The organism is Pseudarthrobacter chlorophenolicus (genome assembly GCF_000962805.1).
Taxonomy (GTDB): domain Bacteria; phylum Actinomycetota; class Actinomycetes; order Actinomycetales; family Micrococcaceae; genus Arthrobacter; species Arthrobacter chlorophenolicus_A.
The window spans coordinates 1-23537 of record NZ_JZTW01000006.1 but is presented as its reverse complement, the minus strand read 5'-3'; the positions used below and the strand labels follow the sequence as shown (position 1 = coordinate 23537).

Sequence of the window (23537 nt, the reverse complement as noted above, 5' to 3'; positions counted from 1 at the left end):
ACATCATGGCACCGCATGGCAGGCCTTGCCACTGTTCCCTCCGGGTCAACAGTCCTGCGCCACAACACAAGGACCGCGGCCTGCGCACAACCACACTGGGAGTAACCCGTCCAGCCGCCCGGCTGGCGCCCTTGCCTACTCGAAGTGGAGTATCCGTGGAAACCTATGACGCGCTGCTGGCTGCCATCTCGCCCGCCCCCGGCACCGGCCGGACCATCCTGGACCCCGCAACCGGCGCGGACGTGGGCGAGGCTCCGGTGCACGCAGTGGCGGACCTGGAAGCGGCCATCACCGCGGCCGCCGCTGCGCAGCCGGCATGGGCTGCCCTGGGCCACGCCGCCCGGTCCGCCGTCCTCCTCAGGGCGGCCGACGCCGTCGAACGCTCCGCCGAGGAACTCGCCCAGCTGCTCTCCCGCGAGCAGGGCAAGCCCCTCAACGGGCCCAACGCCCGCTTCGAGGTGGGCGCCTGCGCGGCCTGGCTCCGCGCCGCGGCCGGCACTCCCCTGGCTTCCGAAACCCTGGTGGACGACGGTGAAACCCGCGCCGAACTGCACTACCGGCCCATCGGCGTCGTGGGTGCGATCGGGCCGTGGAACTGGCCCATGATGATCACCACCTGGCAGATCGCTCCGGCCCTCCGCATGGGCAACTCCGTGGTGGTCAAGCCTTCCGAGTACACGCCGCTTTCGGTCCTGGCCCTGGCCAAGGTGCTCAATGAGGAGCTTCCCGAGGGGCTGCTGACAGTGGTGTCCGGCGGCCGGGACGTGGGCGAGGCGCTGGCAACTCACCCTGCAATCGGCAAGGTCATGTTCACCGGATCCACCGCCACAGGCAAGGCGATCATCCGCTCGTCGGCGGACACCGTCAAACGCCTCACGCTCGAGCTCGGCGGCAACGACGCCGGCATCGTCCTGCCCGGCACCGATCCCCGGGCCATCGCCCAGGACCTCTTCTGGGGCGCCTTCATCAACACCGGCCAAACCTGCGCAGCGCTCAAGCGCCTCTACGTCCACGACTCCATCTACGACGCCGTCTGCGAGGCGCTCACCGACGTCGCGAAAGCCATGCCGATGGGGAACGGCCTGGACGAGGGCAACGTGCTGGGCCCGCTGCAGAACAGGGCGCAGTACGACGTCGTTGCGAACCTTGTGGAGGCGGCCAGGGCTTCCGGAGCACGTGTTCTCCTCGGCGGGAACCCGGACTCCAGCAGGCCGGGCTACTTCTACCCCGCCACGCTGGTGGCGGACATCGACAACGGCAACCCGCTCGTGGCCGAGGAACAGTTCGGCCCCGCACTGCCGATCATCCGCTACGGCAGCATCGATGAAGCCGTGGAGATGGCCAACGCCCTCGACGTCGGCCTGGGCGCCTCGGTATGGTCCTCCGATCCCGCGGCGGCCCGCGACGTTGCATCCCGGCTGGAAGCAGGCACCGTCTGGATCAACCGGCACGGCGCCGTCGATCCGCGGATTCCGTTCGGCGGGGCCAAGCAGTCCGGCTACGGCCTGGAATTCGGTGCAGAAGGCCTCAAGGCCCTGGGCGTCCCCCAGGTCATCAACGGCTAGGCCATCGTCGGCTGGAGGCCAGGCTCACCCCATGGCTGGAGCCACCGACGTGCGGCCAGACAGGTGGCGGCGGGCCCAACGGGCGAGCTTCCTGCCTTTGCCCTGCCACCAGTTGTCCTCGTCCTTGCCGTAGTGGAACCGGAAGATGATGGCGGTCAGCACGAACATACCCATCACCACGTCGATCCACGACGACACCACGATGGCCACCAGGACCGTCAGGGCATCGGCGACGACCGCCGGGATGGCCAGGGTCCGGAAGACGGTGCTGGCCACATAGCGCCGGTGCGACCGCGGAACGGACGTTGCCCGGACCATGTCGAAGCAGACGCACACCACCACGACCGTCTGCCCGATGGCCAGCAGGGCCTGCCCGGGCACCGAAGCGCTGAAGGACGCCACTGCTTCCATTCCCGGGCTCATGGCCGGGCCAAGAGAAGAGAACCAAACATGGAATAACCCCCAGAAACGAATGGAACCACTGCCGCTTCGGCAGTGGTTCCATTGAAGGTTTCTGCGGGAGGAGCCGCACGAGTAGTGGGTACTCTAATTTCGCCCGGTGACCAGGGGCCGGGTACTCACCGGCGGGCAGCTGCTGCTACTGCCCGATGGCGCGGGGCCGCCACACAACCATGGCCTGCGACCGCGGACGGGGGCGCTGGCCGCGGGCCAGGCTCACGACGTCGCCCGCCGCGCCTGCGGCGAAGATGCGGGAGTCGAACGCCTGCGGGCGCCGCCCCAGTTCTTCGGTCAGTTCCAGCACCCGCCGCTGCAGGGCAGACACCTGGTTTTCAAGTTCCAGGATGCGTTTGATCCCCTCGAGGGAGACGCCTTCTTGGGACAGCCGCTGCACTTCGCGGAGCATGTTGACGTCCCGCTGCGAGTACCGCCGGGATTTCCCGGGAGCGCGGCTGGGTTTGACGATGCCCAGGCGGTCGTACTGACGGAGCGTCTGGGGGTGCATGTCAGCCAGCTCAGCCGCCACGGAAATCACGAAGATGGGCTGGTCAGCGTTGATGTCCACGGCACACCTCCTCCGCTACAGCCGGGCCTTGGCGGCCAGGCCCTCTCGGACGTCGGCACCGGCCGTGGCCTCGGCGAAAGCCTTCACGGCGGCCTCGGCCTCCTTGTTCAGGTTCTTGGGAACGGCGACGTCGATGGTCACCAGAAGGTCGCCGGTGGCCTTGGAGGTCTTCACGCCTTTGCCCTTCACCCGCAGGGTACGGCCCGACGGCGTGCCGGCCGGAACACGGACCCGCACCTTCTCGCCGTCGATGGTGGGCACCTCGATGTCGCCGCCCAAAGCAGCTTCGGGGAAGGTAACCGGGACGTGGATGCGGAGGTTGTCGCCGTCGCGCGTGTAAAACTCGTGCGGCTTGACCGAGACGGCAACCACCAGGTCGCCGTTGCCGGCCTGGCCGGGCTGGCCCTTGCCGCGCACCCGGACCTTCTGGCCGTCCTTGATCCCGGCGGGGACGCGGACATCAATGACTTCGCCGTTGGGTTCACGGAGGCCGATGGTGGTGCCGCGGATGGCACCGGAGAACGAGATGCTGGTGGAGGCGGTGCGGTCCGCGCCCTTCTGGGGTGTCCGCTGGAACCCGGGCGAGCCGCCGAAGCCGCCGCCGAACAGGTCCGCGAACTCGGGCGGGATGTTGCCGGAGGACGGGTTGAAGCCGCCTGCGTGCCGTCCTGTGTTGCCGGTGAAGAGGCCGCCGAACAAATCCTCGAACCCGCCATTGCCGCCCGCGGCGCCGCCGCCGCCGGGAGCGAACCGGGCTCCGCCGCCCATGGCGCGGATGGCATCGTACTGCTGGCGCTCATCGGCATCGGAGAGCACCGAGTAGGCCTCTGAGACGTCCTTGAATTTCTTCTCGGCAGCAGCATCGCCGGAGTTGGTGTCCGGGTGATACTGCCGTGCCAGCTTCCGGTAAGCCTTCTTGATATCGGCGTCGGAAGCGTCCTTGGCAACACCAAGGATCTTGTAAAAGTCCTTGTCCACCCAATCCTGGCTAGCCAATGGCGTTTCCTTTCAAGTCTCTTAATTAATAGCTCTCCGCGGTACAGGGGCCCCCGCCCCTACGCTGGGTGGCTGAGGATCTGCGATCCCCAGCCACCCAGCGCCGGCAGGCCCGATGCCACTCCCGGGGCCCCTGTACCGCTGCGAGCTTGGTGGTTACCTCACCTTAGGCGAGATGACCGCTGGCGCGGAGGCCGGATATGGGGCGGCGGTGTGGAGGGCACCGCGAAGCGGGCACCGCCCCATATCCGGCGTAGCGCCTGGCGACCCGGACTAAGCCGGGACGGCGACGATGACCTGGGCTGCGCGGAGCACGCGGTCGCCTGATTTGTAGCCGGAGCGGAGCACCTGGCTGACGGTGTCAACCTCGATGTCTTCGCCGGGCTGCTGGATCAGGGCCTCGTGGACCGTGGGGTCGAACTCCACGCCGGTTTCGTCGATGCGGACCAGGCCGTAGGTCTTCAGCGCGTTCTCCAGCTTGGCGGCGATCGCGGCGAAGGGACCATCGGTGAGGTCACCGTGCTGCCGTGCGGCGTCGACGTCGTCCAGGACCGGGAGCAGGGAGTTCAGGACGCCAATGACGGCCATCTCCCCTGCCACGGCGCGGTCGCGTTCCACGCGCTTGCGGTAGTTGACGTACTCGGCCTGCAGGCGGAGGAGGTCGTTCTTCAGCTCGGCTGCCTCAGCGTTGGCGGACCCTGCGGGGACTCCCTGGGCCACGGATTCCTCTGCGGGCACCTCGACACCGTTGAGGATCTCCTCGGCCTGGGCCAGCGCGTCGCCGTCGGAATCCTCCGCGGAGCCGGCCTGCCCGCCCTCAGGGTGCCGGGCCTGGCCGGTCACCGGGTCAACCTTGCGGTTGTCCCGGATGACCGGTTCCTGGGGGTTGCCCTGCTGGCGCTCGGATGAGTTGTGCTCTTCCTCGTTACCGTGATGGGGCATGGCTTACTTCTTCGCTTCGTCTTCGTCGATGATCTCGGCGTCGACGATGTCTTCGTCGGCCTTGGAGCCATCGCCCGCTGCTGCGCCTTCGGCACCCGCGGCACCGGTGGCGCCGTCCGGCGAACCGGCCTGCGAGTAGATGGCTTCGCCGAGCTTCGTCTGGGAAGCCTGCAGCTTCTCGAACGCGGTCTTGACCTCGGCGTCGTCGGTGCCTTCGAGGGCCTTCTTCAGGGCGTCGACGTCGGCCTGGACCTCGGTTTTGACCTCTTCGGGCAGCTTGTCGGCGTTGTCGGCGATCAGCTTGTCCACCGAGTAGGCGAGCTGCTCAGCGGAGTTGCGGGTGTCGGTTGCCTCGCGGCGGGCCTTGTCCTCGGCAGCGTGCTCCTCGGCGTCCTTGACCATGCGGTCGATGTCTTCCTTGGAGAGGGCGGTGCCGCCGGTGATGGTCATCGACTGTTCCTTGCCGGTGCCCTTGTCCTTGGCGGAGACGTGCACGATGCCGTTGGCGTCGATGTCGAACGTGACCTCAACCTGCGGGACGCCGCGCGGTGCCGGGGCGATACCGGTCAGCTCGAACGTGCCCAGCGGCTTGTTGTCGCGGGTGAACTCGCGTTCGCCCTGGAAGACCTGGATGGCCACGGACGGCTGGTTGTCGTCAGCGGTGGTGAAGGTCTCGGACCGCTTGGTGGGGATGGCGGTGTTGCGCTCGATCAGGTGCGTCATGACGCCGCCCTTGGTTTCGATGCCGAGGGACAGCGGGGTGACGTCGATCAGGAGGACGTCCTTGCGCTCACCCTTCAGCACACCGGCCTGGAGTGCAGCACCAACGGCCACAACCTCGTCCGGGTTCACGCCCTTGTTCGGTTCCTTGCCACCGGCGAGTTCCTTGACCAGCTCGGAGACTGCGGGCATACGGGTGGAGCCACCCACCAGCACGATGTGGTTGATGTCGGAGAGCTTGATGCCGGCTTCCTTGATCACGTCGTGGAACGGCTTCTTGGTGCGCTCGAGCAGGTCCTTGGTGAGGTCCTGGAACTTGGCGCGGGTCAGCTGCTCGTCCAGGTGCACCGGGCCGTCGGGGGTGACGGACAGGTACTGGAGGGAGACGTTGGTGCTGGAGGAAGAGGAGAGTTCCTTCTTGGCCTGCTCAGCGGCTTCACGGAGGCGCTGCAGGGCAATCTTGTCCTTGGACAGGTCGATGCCCTTGACCTTGAGCTGGTTCAGCAGGTAGTCGACGACGCGCTGGTCCCAGTCGTCGCCGCCCAGGCGGTTGTCACCGGCGGTGGCGCGGACCTGGATGGTGGAGAAGTTGTCTTCGTCCTTGCCAACTTCCAGCAGGGAGACGTCGAAGGTACCGCCACCCAGGTCGAAGACCAGGATGAGTTCGTCTTCCTTGCCCTTGTCCAGGCCGTAGGCGAGGGCCGCGGCGGTGGGCTCGTTGACGATGCGCAGGACGTTCAGGCCGGCGATCTCGCCGGCTTCCTTGGTGGCCTGGCGCTCGGCGTCGTTGAAGTAGGCCGGGACGGTGATGACGGCGTCGGTGACCTTTTCGCCCAAGTAGGACTCGGCGTCGTTCTTCAGCTTCATCAGCGTACGCGCGGAGATTTCCTGCGCGGTGTACTTCTTGCCGTCGATGTCCACCTTCCAGTCAGTGCCCATGTGGCGCTTGACGGAGGCGATGGTGCGGTCAATGTTGTTGACGGCCTGGCGCTTGGCGATTTCGCCGACCAGGACTTCGCCGGACTTGGAGAATGCAACCACCGACGGCGTGGTGCGGCCACCCTCGGCGTTGGCAATAACGGTGGGCTCGCCACCTTCGAGAACGGAGACGACGGAGTTGGTGGTTCCGAGGTCGATACCTACTGCACGTGACATGTGTTGCTTCCTTCTTTCCTTGGAAACTGGTTGGCGCCCGCATGATTGAGCGTTCTGCACTCAACTTTACTCACGGCCCAGATGATGTCAACTGAAGTTGAGCGTACTCCACTCAACTTCTGTCCTGCGGGGCACACAAAGACGACGGCGGCTCCCTCACGTTGCCCGAAAAGGCGCGGAATTTTGGGCTGCTTGGGCCGCGTTCCGCTATGGGAGAACAGGCGGCGGCCAGCCTCGGTAGAGTGGCTGGCGGGGGAAGAGTTGCCTGTGCGGCTGCCCTGAAGGACACCAACAACAGCAACGGAACGGCACTGAGTGAAAAATCCGATTCCCGATTACCTCGACGAAGTCATGACGGCGCTCCGGGACGAGCATTCCGGGGACGTGGCCGGCTATATCCCGCAGCTTGCGCAGGCCGAGCCCGACGTCTTCGGAGCCGCCATCACCACCGTCAAGGGGCACACTTACGCGGCGGGCGACAGTGACAGGCTTTTTTCCATCCAGTCCATCTCCAAGCCGTTTGCCTACGCGGCCGCACTGATCGACCGGGGAATGGACCGCGTCTGCCAGACCGTCGGCGTGGAACCATCCGGCGAGGCCTTCAATGAACTCTCCCTTGAGGGCGAAACGCACCGCCCCAAGAACCCCATGATCAATGCCGGCGCCATAGCCACCCATTCACTGGTGGGCACTTCCGGCGGGACGCGGACCGATCGCTTGCTGGAATTCTTTTCAGGCCTGGCAGGGCGGGAACTGCGCATCGACCAGGACGTCTGCGGCTCCGAGTTCGAGCACGCCCACCGGAACCTGGCGATCGGCCACATGCTGAAGAACTACAACGTCCTGGACGGCGATGTCCATGACATCGTGCTGGGCTACACCCAGCAGTGCTCCATCCTGGTCTCCACCAAGGACCTTTCCATGATGACGGCGACCCTCGCCGCCGGCGGGATCCAGCCGCTCACCGGGGAGCGGCTGATGGAGCCGGGAACTGCCCGCCAGGTCATGGCAGTCATGGCCGGCGCCGGCATGTACGACTTCGCCGGTGAATGGCTGACCAAAGTGGGCATACCGGCGAAGAGCGGTGTATCCGGCGGCATGATCGGCGTCCTGCCAAACCAGGTGGGCATCAGCGCGTTCTCCCCGCGCCTGGACTCCCACGGCAACAGCCACCGTGGCCGGCTGGTCTTTGAACGGCTCTCGGCGGACATGGGCATGCATCTTTTCGGTGTGGACCAAGGCAACGACCAGTCGGTAGCCGTGGAAGCCAACGGGCAGGACGTTACGTACCACCTCTATGGCACCGTCCAGTTCCTGACCGCTGCGGACCTGCTGCACCACATGTCAGCCGCTGAAGCGCCGGGCCATGCCGTCATTGATGTTTCCCGGGTTGACGCTTTCACTGATGTGGGCCGGCGCATGACCCTCGAAGGAATGCGGCGGCTGCATCTGGATGGCTGCGCAATCAGCCTTCGGGATCCCTTCGGCAGATTGCCGGACCCGGACTTCGGGGACGGAAACTACCCCAGGGTCATCAAGCAGCCGGCCGGGCAGCCAGACACCCCAGCCTGAACGCCCGGCCGAACGGCGCCTACTGGGCCGGCGCGTCGAGGACCGCGGGGAGCAGGCCCGGGAACCGGGCTTCAAGGTCTTCGGACCTGAGGGTCAGGCGTCGGCCCCGGCCGTTGGCCTCGTTGCGGATGACGCCGGCCTCGCGCAGGACCTTCATGAGGTGGGATTTGGTGGACTTCGGCATGTCCGGGACCCTCAGCGAGCAATCAGCCATGTCGAGGGGGCCGGAGCGGAGCTGACGCACGATGTCCAGCCGCTCAGGATCGCTTAATGCGAAGAGCACACTGGGCAGATCGAGATCCGCACGGGTGGGGTGGGGGAGGTTCGCCGGCGTAGCCACGGTTCGATAATAGTTGAACCAATGGGGTTGGTGCCAGTAGGCTATTGATTCGATATTTTTCGAACCAACCTCAACCCCGGAAGGTGGCACGTTGTGACGCACTCCCCCGCAGCCCGGCCCCGCGAAGCACGCCGGCGGCTGGGCTTTGTCCTCGTCGCTGCTGCTACGGCAGCAATGATGGCCGGCGCCAGCGCCCCGTCCCCCTTCTACCCCACCCTGCAGGAGCAGTTGCATCTGCTGCCGGTGGCCACCACGGGAATCTTTGCCGTTTATGCCGTTGCGCTGCTGGCGGCACTGCTGGTGTTCGGTTCCCTGTCGGACCATCTGGGACGCAGGCCGGTCATCTGCGCTGCCTTCATCCTGCTCGCCGGCAGCGTCACTGCGTTCCTCCTCGCGGATTCACTGGCACTGCTCCTGGTGGCGCGCGTCCTGCAGGGCATCGCCAGCGGCCTCCTGCTGACCACGCTTTCTGCGGCCATTGCGGATCTCGAATCCGAGGACGACCCCGGCTCGAGTGCTGCCTGGAACACGGTGGCGCCGTTGGGTGGCCTGGCGCTGGGCGCCCTGGCGTCCGGGCTGCTGCTGGATCTGATGGCAGAGCCGCGCACCCTGGTATTCGTCTCGCTGTCGGTCATCTACATCGCATTTGCCGCCCTGGTGTGGGCCGCACCCGAAACCTCACCCCGCGCGCCCGGGCTGGCCGCATCCCTGAGGCCGCACCTGACCCTGCCGCCGGCAGCCCGGAGTGGATTCATCAGCGGCGCACCCGCCGTGTTTGCCGGTTGGGCGACGGGCGGGCTGTACCTCTCGCTCGGCGCGGCGATAGTCCACACAACGTTCGGCATTCAGGAGCACCTGTGGCAGGGCATGGTGATCACCATCCTGGCCGGCGTCGGAGCCGCAGCGGCCGCAGTCCTGCACCGGTTCGGAGCCCGCACCATCACCATTTTCGGGACCACAGCCCTGGCACTGGGAACCGCCCTTTCACTGCTGGCCATCGGGCTGGGCTCGTTCGGCCTGTTCCTGGCCGCCGTAGTGGTGGCCGGTGCCGGATTCGGCACCGCGTTCATGGGCGTCATCCGGTCCATCAGCCCGCTGGTTGAGGACCATGAACGTGCCGGCACCTTCGCCTCGCTCTTCGTGGTGGCCTATACGGCCTTCGGTGTTCCAGCCGTGCTGGCCGGACTGCTGGCACCCGTCCTGTCGCTGCCCGTGACCACCTACGCCTACGGCGCCCTGGTAACGGTGCTGGCCGCTGTGGCAGCGGTCAGCCGTGCCCGCAGCAAAGACGCCGGACGTCCCGGCGAAGCAACGGCTGGTAACGCCGGGGCCCGGGACGAGACAGAACCCATAGGCGTCGGAGCGGCCTCCGACGCCGGGCACTAGCTCCGCCCGGGCACAAGGGCCGGGACCGGACGGTCCGGCCGGCGGCTCACCTGGCCGGACCCGCCGCAGGGAAACCTACCGGTCGGTCTCCGGGAGCCCGTGCAACGGCCCGCGCTCGTCCTCCGCGGCCTGGACCTGCCCATCGGTCAGCCCCTCACGGACCGCTCCTTCTCCGCGTTCATGCCCGCTGGTGCCGGCGTCGCCGTAATCGCCGTCGGGATATTGGCCGTCTTCAAGGTTTTCTGAAGGGACTTCCACGGCGCCGGCCTCACCGTAGTCGCCATCCATGTACTGCCCGCCCTCGCCTTCCATGCCGGGGGCAGTGCCCTTGCGGGGGTCCTCGTCTGCGCGGTGTTCACTCATGCGTCATCTCTCCTTCGAGTTCCGCGTCCACGTGGGCGCACTGGCAGTTTATCGAGCTGCGGGGCCTGCCGACAGGGCTTGCTTCCTGAGTCTCAGTGGCCCGGAGGCAAGCCGGCCACCCCGGATACGGCTGCTGCCGCCACCGTGGAATGGTGGCAGCAGCAGGGCCGATCAGCAGCGGGTTCCCCGTCAGCGGCTGGAGACCTCCTCGAGGGGCTCGACGCCGGGCTCCCGCGGCTTCTCCGCAGGTGCCGCGTGGCTGCGGGCCAGCTTGCCGGGCCACCAGATCTTCGGGCCGAGGTCGTACGCCAGCGCAGGCACCAGCAGCGAGCGCACCAGCACGGTATCCAGCAGCACGCCGAAGGCCACGATGAAGGCCAGCTGCACCAGGAACATGATGGGGATGACGCCCAGGGCGGCGAAGGTTGCCGCCAGCACCACGCCGGCTGAGGTGATGACGCCGCCGGTGACACCGAGGCCGCGGAGGATGCCGGGACGTGTTCCGTGTTTGATGGATTCTTCCCTGACCCGGCTCATCAGGAAGATGTTGTAGTCCACGCCCAGGGCCACCAGGAACACGAACCCGAACAGCGGGACGGTGGCATCTGCCCCCGGGAAGCCCAGGAGGTTGTTGAACACCAGCGCGGAGACACCCATCGCGGCGGCGTAGGACAGCACCACGGAGAGCACCAGCAGGACCGGCGCCACGATGGAGCGCAGCAGCAGCATCAGGATGAAGAGGATGACCACCAGGACCACCGGGATGATGATCACCAGGTCGCGCTGGGCGGTGGTGTTCGTATCCAGCGCGGTGGCCGTGACGCCGCCCACCAGGGCACCGGAGTCAACGGCCTTGACGTCGGTCCGAAGCGCCTTGACCGCTTCCTCGGCCTCCAGGGAGTCCGCGGCCGAGTTCAGGGTGGCATTGATGAGGACTTTGCCTTCGCGGACGTCCGGCTCGCTGGGCGCACCGGGGGCTCCGGTAATGGGCACGCTGCCCTGGGCCAGCAGGTAGGCGTCGCCCACGCCGTCGGCCGCCTTGACCGTGTCCAGGACTTCCTGTGCCTTGGCCTGGTCTGCAACCACGACGGCGGGGCTGCCGCTGCCGGCGTCGAAGTGGCGCGCCAGCGCATCCTGGCCGTCCACGGCGTTGGATGCGGTGAGGATGACGTCGGTCTGGGGCACGCCGTTGGCCTTTAGCTGCAGGACGCCTGCCGAGGCAACCAGCAGGAGCAGGACGGAGCCGATCCAGACGGTCCGCGGACGGCGGGACACCAGCGAACCGGTGGCGCGCCACAGCCCCTTCTGGCCTTCGAGGCCGGTGACCAGCTCGGGCTCGCGCTCATCGGCGGGCACCAGCTTGGGCCGGAAAGGCCAGAAAGCCGCACGGCCCAGCAAGGCCATGAGGGCGGGCAGGAGAGTCAGCGCGGCGAACAGCGAGCAGACGATGCCGGCCGCAGCCACCGGGCCCAGGGCCTTGTTCGAGTTGAGGTCGGAGAACAGCAGGCACAGCAGCGCGATGATCACCGTGGCACCGGAGGCCAGGATTGGTTCGAAGGAAGCCTTCCAGGCGGTGATCACCGCCGACGTCCGGTTGGTGGTGTGAGTGAGCGCCTCACGGAAACGCGCCACGAACAGCAGCGCATAGTCCGTTGCCGCGCCGATCACCAGGATGGACAGGATGCCCTGGCTTTGGCCGTTCAGCTGGATCCACCCGGCCTTGGCCATGCCAAACACCAGGAGGATGGCCGCGCAGAGCGCGAAGACCGAGGTCAGGAGGACCATGATGGGCAGCAGCAGGGACCGGTAGACGATCAGCAGGATCACGAACACGGCAGACAGGGCCACCAGCAGGAGAATGCCGTCAATTCCGCCGAACGCGGCCGTAAGGTCCGCTGCCAGGCCCGCGGGGCCGGTGACGTAAGTCTGCATTCCCTCAGGCGCGCCCTCGGCGACCGTATCGCGGAGTTCCTTGACGGCTTCCTTGACCTCCACGCTGCCGCCGATGGGGGCGACGAACTGAACAGCCTTGCCGTCCTCGGATGGAATCGGCCCGATCACCGTGCTCCCGAGCTTCAGTTCCTCGATCTTTGTGCGCAGCCCGGCTGCCTCGCCCAGCTGTGCCGGGGTGAACGCATCGGAGTTTTCAATGACGATGATTCCCGGAACCTCGTCCGAGTCGCGGAATTTCGCCTGCCAGTCCTGGGCTTCGGTGGCCTCGGCACTGGCCGGCAGGAACGACGCCTGGTCGTTGGAAGAGACCTCTTCCAGCCGGCCGAAGGTGGGGCCGCCGATGCCGGCAAGGCCAAGCCAGGTCAGCACCAGGATGACGGGAATGAGCCAACGGAGCCAGAACGGAACGCGTTCCTTGGCTGCAGTCTGATGTTTCATGATGCCTTCCATGCGGATGGTCCACGCGGGACGAAGCGGAGTAGGATTGATTCCACACTAGACTATCTCCATGATAGAGATAAGTGCCAGTCAAGCTTTTTATGCAGCGGGTCCGGCTCCAACCTTTTCCAACCCCAACGCCGCGCAATACCAAGGCTGCTGAAGTAATATCCCTCAGGGCCTGTACGCACAGACAAACGGCCCCGCGAACTCCAGGAGGTGACCATGAACGGCAACAATCCGAGCAACACCGGCCCGTCCGCGCAGGACGCACCTCCCGCCGGCGGTCCGCACCCCCTGGTCCGGCTGCTCCAGGACTTCACGCTGGAGGCAAACCGCTACGTGGACGCCGCCGGCGGACGCAAGGACATGCACCGGACGGACCTGAACGCCCTGGCCGTCATCATGCGCCATACCGCGAAGGGCAACGTGGTCACACCCGGGCTCCTTCGCAGGGAGCTGAACCTGAGCTCCCCCGCCACCACGGCCCTGGTGGACCGGCTGGACAGCTCCGGCCACGTGGTCCGCGAGCGGCACAGTTCGGACCGCCGCCAGGTCCAGCTCAAGATGACCCCCAAAGCCTTTACCGAGGGCGGCGCCATCTTTGCGCCCCTTTCCCGGCACATGGGAAAGGCCATGGCCGAATTCACGGAAGCCGAACTGGACACCGTGTCACGCTTCATGGCCGCGATGGTGGAAGCCACCATCGCCGCCCGTGAGGACGCCCCTGAGTCCTCCGGCCATCCGTCCACCTAGCAGACACTGCCGTTTTGATGGCCTCAACGCCGGTCCCTGACGCCTGGTTGGGAGTAGCGTTTGTCCATGAGCGACCCACAGCCTGAAGACGACGTCTACACGCACGGCCACCACGAGTCCGTAGTCCGGGCCCATGCCGCCAGGACCGCGGAGAATTCAGCAGCGTTCGTCCTGCCGCACCTCACCCAGGGAACGGACGTGCTCGACGTCGGATGCGGGCCGGGGAGCATCACGTGCGATTTTGCCGCCGTAGTCAGTCCGGGCAAGGTCACCGGACTGGACCGCTCACCGGACATCATCGCCCAGGCCAAGGCGCTCGCCGTCGAACGCGATGTGCCCAACGTGGAATTCATGGCCGGAAACATCTACGACCTCGACTTCGCGGACGGGACGTTCGACGTGGTGCACGCCCACCAGGTGCTGCAGCACCTGACCGACCCCGTCGAAGCGCTGCGGGAAATGCGCCGGGTAGCCAAGCCTGGCGGCATCGTTGCTGTGCGGGACGCCGATTTCCACGGCATGAGCTGGTACCCCGCCATCCCGGAGCTGGACGAATGGATGGACCTCTACCAGCTCATCGCGCGGCGCAACGGCGCAGAGCCCGACGCCGGGCGTCGCCTGGTCAGCTGGGCACAGTCCGCGGGCTTTCACGACGTCGCTCCCACCAGCAGCAACTGGCTCTACGCCACGGGCCAGCAGCGCCGCTGGCAGGCCCGCGTCTGGGGTGAGCGGGTGCTGCATTCGGCGTTCGCGGAACAGGCCCTGGAGTACGGTTTCGCCAACCCGGCGGACCTTGCGCGGATCTCGGCCGGCTGGCACCGCTGGGGTTCAACGGATGACGGCTGGTTCCTGATCCCCAATGGGGAAGTCATAGCCCGGGCGTAGGCGGACAGGTTTTCCACATAGCTCCAAGGTTCCCTGCCGCGCATGCGCCACCAGGCGTAGCGTCCGGGTCATGACCTATCACGGCGACCGGGAGTACTGGGCTGAACCTATCGCAGTGGAAGTTGACCAACTAGACTTGGTCAACATGGGACAGTACAACGTCCAGGAAGCCAAAACCCGGCTTTCCGAACTGCTGAACCTCGTCGAACGCGGCGAGGATGTGGTCATTGCCAAAGCCGGACGCCCCGTTGCGCGGCTAGTGAAAATTGAGCCTCCCACCCGTCGGGAACTTGGCTTCCTTGGTCCCCTCCACATTCCGGATGAGTTCTATGAACCGTGGACGGACGAGGAAATGGGATTTCCCGGCCAATGAAGCTCCTCCTGGATACGCACACGTTCCTGTGGGCCATCGCCGAGCCGCGGCGGCTCTCCACCAAAGCCCGGAACGCCATCACCAAACTGGATAACCAGGTCTTCGTTTCGCCGGTGACAGCGTACGAGCTGTCCTACAAGCACAGGCTCGGAAGGCTTCCCGCCGGAGCGGCGATTGTCGCCAGCTTCGGCCGCCAGCTCGCCCACCTCTACGCATCAGAGATTCCGCTCAGTGCATCCCACAGCCTCGCGGCGGGGCAGTTGGACTGGGACCACAAGGATCCGTTTGACCGCTTGCTGGCAGCCCAGGCCATGGTGGAAGGTTTCAGCCTGGTCACCGCCGACGACGCCCTGCACGCGTTCGAACCGGTGGCCACTTTGTGGTGACGGGCCAGCCGGCCGGCCCGCGTAAGATTGGTTAGTGCAATTTTCCCTGTGGCTGGCCCTGGCGGGTGCCGGCGCCCTCATCAGTTTCACTCCCGGCGCCGGTGCCATCAACACCATGAGCAATTCCCTGAACGCCGGCTTTCGCCGCTCCATCTGGGGAATCCTCGGCCAGCAGGCAGCACTCGTTGTCCACGTGCTCATCGTGGCGCTGGGCGTGGGTGTCCTGGTGTCCGGGTCTCCGCTGGCCTTCAACATCATCCGGTACGCCGGTGCCGCCTACCTCGTATACCTGGGCATCCGGCAGTTCCTCAGCAAGCCCGCCGTCCAGGAGGAAGAGGCGGCGCCAGCTAAATTCGAGCCTGCGGCGTCAATCTTCCGGCGCGGGTTCTGGGTAAACCTCCTGAACCCTAAAGCGATTGTCTTCTTCCTGGCCTTCACGCCCCAGTTCATCCGGCCCGAAGAATCGCTGGTTACCCAGTACGCCATACTCACGGCCACCATCGTGGCCATCGACATCCTGGTCATGTGGTTCTTCTTTGCCGCGGCCGCGCGGTCCTTCCAGCGCTTCACGCAGACCGAGCGGGGCCAGTTGGTCCTCAGCAAGGTGTTCGGCGTGCTGTTCGTGGGCGTCGGAATCCTGCTCGCATTCATTCACTGATCCCGGTTCGGGACCGGAGGGGAAGGCCGCCGGCCGGGCTCCCGGCAGGAGGCATCTTGCCCCTCAACTCTGTTCCCTACCCATTTCCGTCAACGGTCATGCGTCTTTACAAGTTCGTCAATTATTGTGAATCGCCGCTGGCCATCGGTGGCGAGAAAGCGCATGCTTAGACGCATGAACTCAACGTCGAGCCCATACCGCGTCATTGCCGTTTGCACTGGCAATATCTGCCGCTCCCCCATGGCTGAACACATGCTCCGGGCGGCACTGGAACGCGAGGGGCTGGACGGCCTGGTGACGGTGGACTCCGCCGGCACCACCGGGTACGAAGCGGGGCGGCCCATCGATCCACGCGCGGCCCGCCGGCTGGCCATCACCCAAGTCGCCACTGATTTCCACGTGGCACGGGAGTGGGACCCGGGCTGGTTCCGCGACAGGGACCTGATCCTCGCTCTGGACATCGACCACTACGCGTGGCTGAGCCAGGCTGCTCCGGACAGGGAATCGCTGGAGAAGATCCGGATGCTCCGCAGTTTCGACCCCGCCATGACCGGCCGCGACCTTTTGGACCAGGGCATCGAGGATCCCTGGTACGGCGGCCACGCCGATTTCGACGCCGTCTGGCACCAGATCCACACCGCGGTGCCCGGCCTCGTTGACCACATCAGGGCAGCAGTTGCAAGCAGCGCACACCTGGCGCGGCAGGCGCTCTGAAAACGGTACGCTCTACTCCATGAGCCCAGCCCCCGTCATCATCGCCATTGACGGACGTTCGGGCGCAGGCAAGACCACACTCGCCGTGGAACTGGCAGCGCGGCTGCGTGCACGCCACAAGGTGTCGCTGTTCCACCTTGAGGACATCTACCCCGGCTGGAACGGCCTGGCCGCCGGCATCGAACGCTACGTCAGCACCGTCCTGGGTCCGTTGAGCCGCGGCGAGGCCGCCACCTGGACCAGCTGGGACTGGGAAAGGCATTACGACGGCGACTCCCGGGTCACCCTGCCCGCCGAGATTGTCATCGTGGAGGGAGTTGGCGCCGCGGCCGCCGCCGCCCGGCCCTTCCTTGGCGTGGTTATCTGGGCTGACTCACCGGAGGAAGTCCGCCGCACCCGCGCGCTGCAGCGGGACGGCGAAACCTATGAGCCGTTTTGGGAGCAGTGGGCTGCCCAGGAGTCCGAATGGCTGGCCGCGGACGATGTTGCCGCCGAGGCGGACCTGCAGATCAGGAACGTGGCCGATGGCAGCGCCCCGGAGGACGTGCTGCAGCTCCTGCCGTACCTGCCGGTGCTGGCACAGGTCCTCGCCCCCGAGCTGTCGGCCCGCCGTGGCTTGAGCCTCCGTGCGGAACGGCTCGACGCACGCCCGCAGGCCGCCGGGCTGTTCCGTGCCCTGTACGGCATGTCCGCCAACGCCGTCTGGCTCGACTCTTCCAACGCCGGGGCGTCGTTCAACCTGGGGCCGGCGGCGGGCGGGGACCCCAGCGATCCAACCGTCCGGACGGCTGCCGAACGCAGCCGGTTCAGCATTTTGGCGGACGACGGCGGCACGTTCGGCCAGTCGGTCACGCACCGGTCCGGGGCCAGCCATATCAGCGCCGGATCCGTCACCGCCACCGTGGACGGACCGTTTTTCCGGTGGCTGGACACGGTATGGGGCCGCCGGGCAGTCCGCGCCCCGGAGGGCTATCCCGGAGAGTTCACCCTGGGGTGGCTGGGCTACCTGGGCTATGAGCTGAAACGCGAGACCGGCGGCACCGATGTTGCAGCGGCTACGCCGGATGCCGCACTGATCTTCGCCGGACGGGCGGTGGTCCTGGACCATGCGGAAGGCACCGCCTGGCTCCTGGCGCTGGAAGCCCCGGACGCCGCCGAGTGGCTGGACACTGCGCGGGCAGCCGTGCAAGCCGCAGTGGCTGCGCCCGCGGCGTGGGACAGCGGGAATGCCGCCGAATCGGCCGGCGGGGGGATTGTTGGCGGCAGCACCGCCGTCGGGGGCTCTTCCGTGCCCGTGTTCGCAAGCCGGGACAGTGGGTTGGCCTACCGGACCAAAATCGCCGGGGCGCAGCGCGAAATCGCCGAAGGCAACACCTACGAAGTGTGCCTGACCACCACCCTCGCGGCCCGTGTTCCGGCGGGCTCCCTGGACCCGTGGAACACGTACCTGGCACTGCGCCGCCGGAACCCTGCGCCTTTCGCCAGCTACCTGGCCTTCGACGGCCTGGCGGTTGCCAGCACGTCGCCGGAACGTTTCCTGAGGATAGCGTCCGACGGCGGCATGCGCGCCGAGCCGATCAAGGGAACCCGCCGCCGGGCTGCTGACGCCGCTGAGGACGCCGCCCTCCGCACGGAGCTTGCCACCTCGCTAAAGGACCGGGCCGAGAACATCATGATCGTGGACCTGCTGCGGAATGACCTAAGCCATTTTGCTGTCCCCGGCTCCGTGACGGTGAGCCGGCTGTGCGCCATCGAAAGCTATGCCACCGTGCACCAGATGGTGAGCACCATCGACGCCAGCCTGCCGCCGGGTTCCCCGCGGGCGGAGGCTGTGGCCGCCTGCTTCCCTGCCGGTTCGATGACCGGGGCGCCGAAGATCAGCACCATGGCCATCCTCGACCAGCTGGAAGCGGGCCCGCGGGGAATCTATTCGGGTGCCATCGGCTATTTCTCGCTGAACGGTGCCACAGACCTGGCCGTCGCCATCCGGACGCTGGTGATCCGCCGGGATGGTGACGGTACTGCGGAGCTGACCCTCGGCGTCGGCGGCGCCATCACGTCCGATTCCGTCCCGGACGAGGAATACGACGAAATCCGCACCAAGGCCTACGGTGTGCTCTCGACGCTCGGAGCGGTTTTCCCGGACGCCTGACGCCGCGTACCTGCCTACTGGACCGTTGCCGTCAGTCTTGCCACGTTGTCCACGTAGCGTGCTGCGAGCGGCCGGTTCAGCCAGTCCGCCAGCCGCAGCTCGTGGGAGATGCCCCGGTACGTGTTCTCCACGGCGCGCATCTTGGTCACAATGTCCTCGCCGACGAGCATGACGGACACTTCGAGGTTCAGCGAGAACGATCGCATGTCCATGTTGCTGGAGCCCAGGACGGCCACCTCGTCGTCGATTGTGAAGTGCTTGGCGTGCAGCACGAACGGGGCCTTGTACAGGTAGATCCGCACACCGGCCTCGAGCAGCGCCTCATAGTAGGACTGCTGGGCGTGGTGGACCAGGAACTGGTCGCCCTTTTCGGAGACGAACAGTTCAACGTCCACGCCGCGCTGGGCCGCCGTCGTAATGGCGTACAGCAGGGAATCATCCGGGACGAAGTACGGGCTGCAGATGGAGATGCGGTGCTGCGCCGAGTAGATCAGGGTGTTGAACAGCCGAAGGTTGTTCTCCGTGCTGAACCCGGGGCCGCTGGGCACCACCTGGGCGGTGACGAGCCCCGGTGCGGTGTCCACCGGAAGCTGCAGCTGATGCTCCAGTGACTCGTCCGTTTCGCTGAGCCAGTCTGTGGCAAAGACGACGTTCAGGGTGGTGACGATCGGCCCGCGGAGGCAGGCCATCAGCTCAACCCACTCCCGGCCCGCCTTCCGGTGGCGGGGATTGTTGTAGGAAGGCTCTATAAGGTTCTGCGAGCCGGTGAAAGCCACTTCACCGTCCACCACCATGATCTTGCGGTGGTTCCGGAGGTCCGGCCGGCGCCACTGTCCGTGGATGGGCAGCAACGGAAGCATGCGCTTCCACTGGATCTTGCCGGCCTTGAGCCGCTTGAGGAGGTTCTTGTAACCCTTGACCCGCAGCGTGCCGATGTGGTCGAAAAGAACCCGCACTTCCACGCCGCGTTCGGCGGCTTCCTCCAAGGCGGTAAGGAGCTCGTCGGTGATGTGGTCCGTGCTCATGATGTAGAACTCCGCGTTGACGAATTTCTTCGCCTTCCGCACCGCCTGGGTCATGGCCAGGATCGAGTCCGGGTAGCCGGGCAGGAGGTCCACGGTGTTCCCGTCCACCATGGGCAGCGAACCCAGCCGGCGGTTCAGTTCCCCGGCTGACTTCACCCATTCAGGTCCCTGGTAGTCGCTCTCGGCATCCGAGAGTGCCGTAATGCCCGCCTGCACCCGCTCATTGACCTGCTGCTGCTGCTCGCGGCGCCGGCTGGACAGCCTGAAGTTACCGAAGAGCAGGAAGAGGACGATGCCCACAAAGGGCACGAAGAAGATGCCCAGCAGCCAGGCCATGGCCGTGGTGGGGCGCCGGTTGCCCGGGATGATTCCCAGGGCCAGGATCCTGATGGCGAGGTCTGCCACGCCGAGGATCACCACTACCCACATCGGCGCGGTGCCGGCAAGCGAAAATGGCCACAACACGAGATAACCCCCGGAAGATGAGCTCCCGGCGGACCGTTTCCGTCCGGGGCGTTCCGCCCAGCTTATCCGCGCGGCGCCGCACTAAGCTGGAGCCATGACCTCTCCCGCTTCCGTGGTACTCGTTTTCCTTGATCCTGCCTTCCCCAACGGCCGGCCCGCCGACGCTTCAAAGCCGCAGCTGATGGTCACGGACCAGGGTGCCACCCGGGGCGACGGCATCTTCGAAACGATGCTCGCCGTCCGGGGTTCCGTCAGGAAGATCCAGGCCCACCTGGACCGCCTGGGCGGCTCCGCGGCGGCGCTGGACCTCAGCATCCCGGGCCAGGATGACTGGCGGCGGGCCATTGCCACCGCCATTTCCGAACACCAGGCGCAGTACCCGTCCCCCGATGCGGGCGACGATGAACTGGTGGTCAAGCTGGTGGTGACCCGCGGCGTGGAAGGTGCGGCCACTCCCACTGCCTGGGTGCAGGTCTCCCCCGCGCCGGCTGCCGGGCGGCGCCAGCGCGAAACAGGCATCGATGTCATCCTCCTTGACCGCGGTTACGACAGCGACGTTGCCGAGCGTGCGCCGTGGCTGCTCATGGGCGCCAAGACGCTCTCCTACGCCGTCAACATGGCCGCCCTGCGCCATGCCCGCAAACAAGGCGCAGACGACGTCATCTTCCTGTCCTCCGATGGCCGCGTGCTTGAGGGCCCCACGTCCACGGTGCTGCTGGCCCACGTGGAGGAGTCCGCTGACGGGACGGCCATCAAGCGCCTCATCACGCCGCAGCTGGACAGCGGCATCCTGCCCGGAACATCGCAGGGCGCCCTCTTCACCGCAGCAAAGGCGGCCGGCTGGGAACTGGGCTACGGCCCCCTGGAACCGCAGGACCTGCTGGATGCCGACGCGGTCTGGCTGATCTCCAGTGTCCGCCTGCTCGCCCCGGTCAACACGATCGACGGCAAGCAGATCGGCACCCCGGCGTTGCAGAAGGAGCTGACGGCCGAGCTCACCGGGCTTTACGCCGGGATCGAATAGCACTGAAACAAGTGGTGAAGTCCCTTTTCCGCGTGCTGCTTCGCCCGTAAGGTGTGGACCATGGACTCGCCAAAGCTGCCAATCGAAAACCTTTCCTTTGACGACTGCTGGGAACTCCTGGCTGACGACACCCTGGGCAGGCTCGCCATCGTCGTCGACGGCCACCCCGAGGTATTCCCGGTCAACTACGTCGTTAACCGCCGGAGTGTCGCGTTCCGCACGGCGGCGGGTTCAAAGCTGTGGGGCGCCCTCATGGAGCGTCCCGCGGCGCTCGAGATCGATGGTTACGACCCCGCCAGCGAGCTTGCGTGGAGTGTGGTGGTGCGCGGCGATACCCAGGTCATCGAGGACCAGTCGGAAATGGATGCCGTGGACGGCCTGGGGCTTGAGCCGTGGCAGCCCGGCGAAAAATCGAACTACATCCGGCTGAACGCCAAGGCCCTCACGGGCCGGCGGTTCCAGGTGAACCGGCCGGATGTCTGGAACACCCGGCTTCAGGACCGGCGCCGCGCCTCCTTCGAGTAGGCAGGCCCGCACACATCCCGGCTTTCAGGCCCCCGGGCTACCGCTGCTGCACCAGCCGTTGCTGCGACAGCTGGGATTCGAGGCCGGTCAGCAGGATGGTGATTCCCTGGTCGAGTTCCTCCGAGCCGTCGTATTCGGCCAGTTCCGGCGCGAGCGCCCGGAGCCGCGGAAACTCCTTCGGGGGCAGGCGGTGCAGACCCAGCCGGAGGAGTGCTTCGTTCTCGTCCGGGTCCACGATGTACTCCTGCAACTCGTTGAGCAGGTGACCGTAGAGGAAGCCGTAGTAGGCGCGGTAGACGTGCAGCGCGTCTTTGGGCTCGAAGCCCGTCTCGATCAGGAGCGACAGAATTTGCTCCAGCGGGCGGAGGGTGCCCAGCGGCCGCATCCCCAGCGGGGTGGACAGGGGCCTGGTGACCAGCAGCGGCACAACGTTGGGGTGCCGGATGGCCAGCAGTCGCAGATCGTGGGCCAGTTGCCGGAGCTGCGCCTTCCAATCGGGGTCGTCCTTCTTGATGGACAGGTCCTCGAGAACAAGCTCAGCCACGCCATCGAGCAGTGCGGCCCGGTTTTCGGCGTATCGGTAGAGGCTCATGGGATCCCGCCCCAACGCCTGCCCCAGCCGGCGCATGGTCAGGGCATCCACGCCGTCGGCATCCACAAGTTCCAAGGCCTTGGCGAGGACGGATTCCCTGCTGAGGGGTATTTTGCGCCGCGCCTGGACAACTGCTCCGCGGGTGTCGGGGGAATCCATGGTTCCATCCTTGGATCTTGAATGCCCGGACCCGGCGGCTGCCGCACCTGGCGCCTGCCGCTCGCAGCGGCTGGGGCATTGCTTCTCTTGTAGTCTACGGGTAAAGTCTACATTGTAGATACGGCAGTTAATCCGCCTGAGAGTCCCCAATTCTCCAAGGGGTCAAGTCACACTCCATGGCCCTGTGCAGGGCGTGGAGGCTCGCCGCTATAGCCGAATGGCGACACCATGCACGTAGCGAAGGGATGCCACCATGGCTAATTCGCAGTTTGATCTGTTCCTCCAGGAAGCCACCTACCTCGACGACAGCACAGAACATGGCCTCAACCGTGACCGCCTGTTCGGGCTTTACACCAGCTGGTGCTTCATCAACCAGCTCTCCCCCGGCGCGGAGCCGCAGTTTTGGTCAGCCATGAAGCACCGGATCAACCCGCGTCACAACCGCCTGCGGATGAAGGGACCGGCTGCGGCGGACTACATCGTCGCCAGCTACCCCGGCCTCGTCTGAAGCGCAACGGGACACTACGAAGCGAATGCTGTGGCACCACGTGTGCCACAGCATCCTTCGTTAATGCGGGCACCACCTGGCGCCGCAGGAACCCCGCAGCTCCCGCGGACTGCAGCTCTCACTGGCCACCACGGCACAATCGAGGGATGGACAATCCAGGTTCCCCACCAGCCGACAAGCCGGAAGAACTGCTCCACGGCGTTGGCATCCGGCTGCTTCACGCCTATGACGCGGATGCCCTCGCAGCGGCCTACGTTCGGAACCGGCAGCATCTGGCGCCGTGGGAACCCCTCCGGCCAGAGGCGTTCTACACCGCCCCGATGCAGCGGGAACTGATTCGGGCCAAGCGTGAGCAGCTGGGGCTGGGCACGGAGGTTCCCTGGGTGCTCGTCGAGGATTCCGGCAGCGCAGCGGCGGGCTGGCGCATCGTCGGAACGATTACCCTCACCGGGATCGTCCGCGGCCCGTTCCTCAGCGCCAACCTTGGCTACTGGGTTGACCACGGCCTCCAGGGACGGGGCGTGGGTACGGCTGCTGTCCGGTTCGCAGCCCGTTACGCGCAGACGGAGCTTGGCCTCCACCGCATCCAGGCCGCCACCCTGCTGCGCAATGCGGCGTCGCGGCGGATCCTGGGCCGGGCAGGGTTCCGCGAGATCGGAGTCGCCCCGGAATACCTGCAGATCGCCGGGACATGGCAGGACCACTTGCTGCACCAACTCATCCTGCCGCGTTGACAGTAGGACGCCTGGCCGGGCCCAGGCTCCCGGACGCGGCGCCTAGGTGTACTGGGTCAGGACGTTGGTTACATCGTGAATAGGTGAAGACCTCTTAGGTTGGTGGTTACCACACACAGCCAACGAC

General features: G+C 66.3%; 24 protein-coding genes. 14 read left to right on the top strand and 10 right to left on the bottom strand.

What is annotated here, in order from left to right:
* Positions 1-155: 155 nt before the first annotated feature.
* A complete protein-coding gene (locus UC32_RS07920) occupies positions 156-1565 on the top strand; it encodes an aldehyde dehydrogenase family protein (RefSeq protein ID WP_045730696.1) in 1410 nt (469 codons plus the stop codon).
* 24 nt (positions 1566-1589) lie between these two features.
* On the opposite strand, the gene UC32_RS07915 is transcribed toward UC32_RS07920, so the two are convergent.
* The 5 genes from UC32_RS07915 to dnaK form a co-directional block, all read right to left on the bottom strand.
* Positions 1590-1976: a hypothetical protein gene (locus tag UC32_RS07915; RefSeq protein WP_045730695.1), complete on the bottom strand. Its 387-nt coding sequence runs from the start codon at positions 1974-1976 to the stop codon at positions 1590-1592.
* A 187-nt stretch (positions 1977-2163) separates the two neighbouring features.
* Complete coding sequence (locus tag UC32_RS07910; RefSeq protein WP_015938768.1) at positions 2164-2589, bottom strand: heat shock protein transcriptional repressor HspR; 426 nt, start codon at positions 2587-2589, stop codon at positions 2164-2166.
* A gap of 15 nt (positions 2590-2604) precedes the next feature.
* The gene (locus UC32_RS07905) at positions 2605-3585 is read right to left on the bottom strand and encodes a DnaJ C-terminal domain-containing protein (RefSeq protein ID WP_200896349.1); all 981 of its coding nucleotides are present in this window, start codon (positions 3583-3585) and stop codon (positions 2605-2607) included.
* 273 nt (positions 3586-3858) lie between these two features.
* The gene (locus UC32_RS07900; RefSeq protein WP_045730693.1) at positions 3859-4527 is read right to left on the bottom strand and encodes a nucleotide exchange factor GrpE; all 669 of its coding nucleotides are present in this window, start codon (positions 4525-4527) and stop codon (positions 3859-3861) included.
* A 3-nt stretch (positions 4528-4530) separates the two neighbouring features.
* The gene (gene dnaK / locus UC32_RS07895; protein ID WP_015938771.1) at positions 4531-6402 is read right to left on the bottom strand and encodes a molecular chaperone DnaK; all 1872 of its coding nucleotides are present in this window, start codon (positions 6400-6402) and stop codon (positions 4531-4533) included.
* A gap of 315 nt (positions 6403-6717) precedes the next feature.
* Here dnaK and UC32_RS07890 point away from each other — a divergent pair, with 315 nt between their 5' ends.
* On the top strand, positions 6718-7974 hold the full coding sequence (locus UC32_RS07890; RefSeq protein ID WP_045730692.1) for a glutaminase: 1257 nt from the start codon (positions 6718-6720) through the stop codon (positions 7972-7974).
* 19 nt (positions 7975-7993) lie between these two features.
* On the opposite strand, the gene UC32_RS07885 is transcribed toward UC32_RS07890, so the two are convergent.
* Positions 7994-8314 carry an ArsR/SmtB family transcription factor gene (locus UC32_RS07885; protein ID WP_045730691.1) on the bottom strand — a complete coding sequence of 107 codons (321 nt, stop codon included), beginning with the start codon at positions 8312-8314 and terminating at the stop codon, positions 7994-7996.
* 93 nt (positions 8315-8407) lie between these two features.
* Here UC32_RS07885 and UC32_RS07880 point away from each other — a divergent pair, with 93 nt between their 5' ends.
* The gene (locus tag UC32_RS07880; RefSeq protein WP_045730690.1) at positions 8408-9700 is read left to right on the top strand and encodes an MFS transporter; all 1293 of its coding nucleotides are present in this window, start codon (positions 8408-8410) and stop codon (positions 9698-9700) included.
* A 75-nt stretch (positions 9701-9775) separates the two neighbouring features.
* On the opposite strand, the gene UC32_RS07875 is transcribed toward UC32_RS07880, so the two are convergent.
* On the bottom strand, positions 9776-10063 hold the full coding sequence (locus tag UC32_RS07875) for a hypothetical protein (protein WP_045730689.1): 288 nt from the start codon (positions 10061-10063) through the stop codon (positions 9776-9778).
* Positions 10064-10252: 189 nt separating this feature from the next.
* Positions 10253-12454: an MMPL family transporter gene (locus UC32_RS07870; protein WP_045730839.1), complete on the bottom strand. Its 2202-nt coding sequence runs from the start codon at positions 12452-12454 to the stop codon at positions 10253-10255.
* A gap of 225 nt (positions 12455-12679) precedes the next feature.
* On the opposite strand from UC32_RS07870, the gene UC32_RS07865 reads away from it, so the two are divergent.
* From UC32_RS07865 to UC32_RS07835, 7 genes are all read left to right on the top strand, one after another.
* A complete protein-coding gene (locus UC32_RS07865) occupies positions 12680-13210 on the top strand; it encodes a MarR family winged helix-turn-helix transcriptional regulator (protein WP_045730688.1) in 531 nt (176 codons plus the stop codon).
* Positions 13211-13276: 66 nt separating this feature from the next.
* Positions 13277-14095: a methyltransferase domain-containing protein gene (locus UC32_RS07860; RefSeq protein ID WP_045730687.1), complete on the top strand. Its 819-nt coding sequence runs from the start codon at positions 13277-13279 to the stop codon at positions 14093-14095.
* Positions 14096-14165: 70 nt separating this feature from the next.
* Entirely contained in the window at positions 14166-14468 is a 303-nt protein-coding gene (locus UC32_RS07855; RefSeq protein ID WP_327077617.1) for a type II toxin-antitoxin system Phd/YefM family antitoxin, read from the top strand.
* A complete protein-coding gene (locus tag UC32_RS07850) occupies positions 14465-14854 on the top strand; it encodes a type II toxin-antitoxin system VapC family toxin (protein ID WP_045730685.1) in 390 nt (129 codons plus the stop codon). Before UC32_RS07855 ends, UC32_RS07850 begins: the two co-directional genes overlap by 4 nt.
* 34 nt (positions 14855-14888) lie before the next feature.
* Positions 14889-15512 carry a LysE family transporter gene (locus UC32_RS07845; protein ID WP_045730684.1) on the top strand — a complete coding sequence of 208 codons (624 nt, stop codon included), beginning with the start codon at positions 14889-14891 and terminating at the stop codon, positions 15510-15512.
* 174 nt (positions 15513-15686) lie between these two features.
* A complete protein-coding gene (locus UC32_RS07840) occupies positions 15687-16226 on the top strand; it encodes a low molecular weight protein-tyrosine-phosphatase (RefSeq protein ID WP_045730683.1) in 540 nt (179 codons plus the stop codon).
* 19 nt (positions 16227-16245) lie between these two features.
* Complete coding sequence (locus UC32_RS07835) at positions 16246-18378, top strand: chorismate-binding protein (RefSeq protein ID WP_045730682.1); 2133 nt, start codon at positions 16246-16248, stop codon at positions 18376-18378.
* Between the two features lie 14 nt (positions 18379-18392).
* Here UC32_RS07835 and cls read toward each other — a convergent pair whose 3' ends face one another.
* Positions 18393-19832: a cardiolipin synthase gene (cls, locus tag UC32_RS07830; protein WP_045730681.1), complete on the bottom strand. Its 1440-nt coding sequence runs from the start codon at positions 19830-19832 to the stop codon at positions 18393-18395.
* A 130-nt stretch (positions 19833-19962) separates the two neighbouring features.
* Between cls and UC32_RS07825 the strand changes: the two genes are divergently transcribed.
* Complete coding sequence (locus UC32_RS07825; protein WP_045730680.1) at positions 19963-20892, top strand: aminodeoxychorismate lyase; 930 nt, start codon at positions 19963-19965, stop codon at positions 20890-20892.
* A gap of 60 nt (positions 20893-20952) precedes the next feature.
* Positions 20953-21417, top strand: coding sequence for a pyridoxamine 5'-phosphate oxidase family protein (locus tag UC32_RS07820; protein ID WP_045730838.1), 465 nt, complete (start codon positions 20953-20955; stop codon positions 21415-21417).
* Positions 21418-21454: 37 nt separating this feature from the next.
* Here the strand turns inward: UC32_RS07820 and UC32_RS07815 are convergent, their stop codons facing one another.
* On the bottom strand, positions 21455-22168 hold the full coding sequence (locus UC32_RS07815) for a TetR/AcrR family transcriptional regulator C-terminal domain-containing protein (protein WP_045730679.1): 714 nt from the start codon (positions 22166-22168) through the stop codon (positions 21455-21457).
* A 253-nt stretch (positions 22169-22421) separates the two neighbouring features.
* Here UC32_RS07815 and UC32_RS07810 point away from each other — a divergent pair, with 253 nt between their 5' ends.
* The gene (locus UC32_RS07810) at positions 22422-22676 is read left to right on the top strand and encodes a hypothetical protein (protein WP_045730678.1); all 255 of its coding nucleotides are present in this window, start codon (positions 22422-22424) and stop codon (positions 22674-22676) included.
* A gap of 146 nt (positions 22677-22822) precedes the next feature.
* The gene (locus UC32_RS07805) at positions 22823-23410 is read left to right on the top strand and encodes a GNAT family N-acetyltransferase (RefSeq protein ID WP_045730677.1); all 588 of its coding nucleotides are present in this window, start codon (positions 22823-22825) and stop codon (positions 23408-23410) included.
* Positions 23411-23537 lie beyond the last annotated feature (127 nt).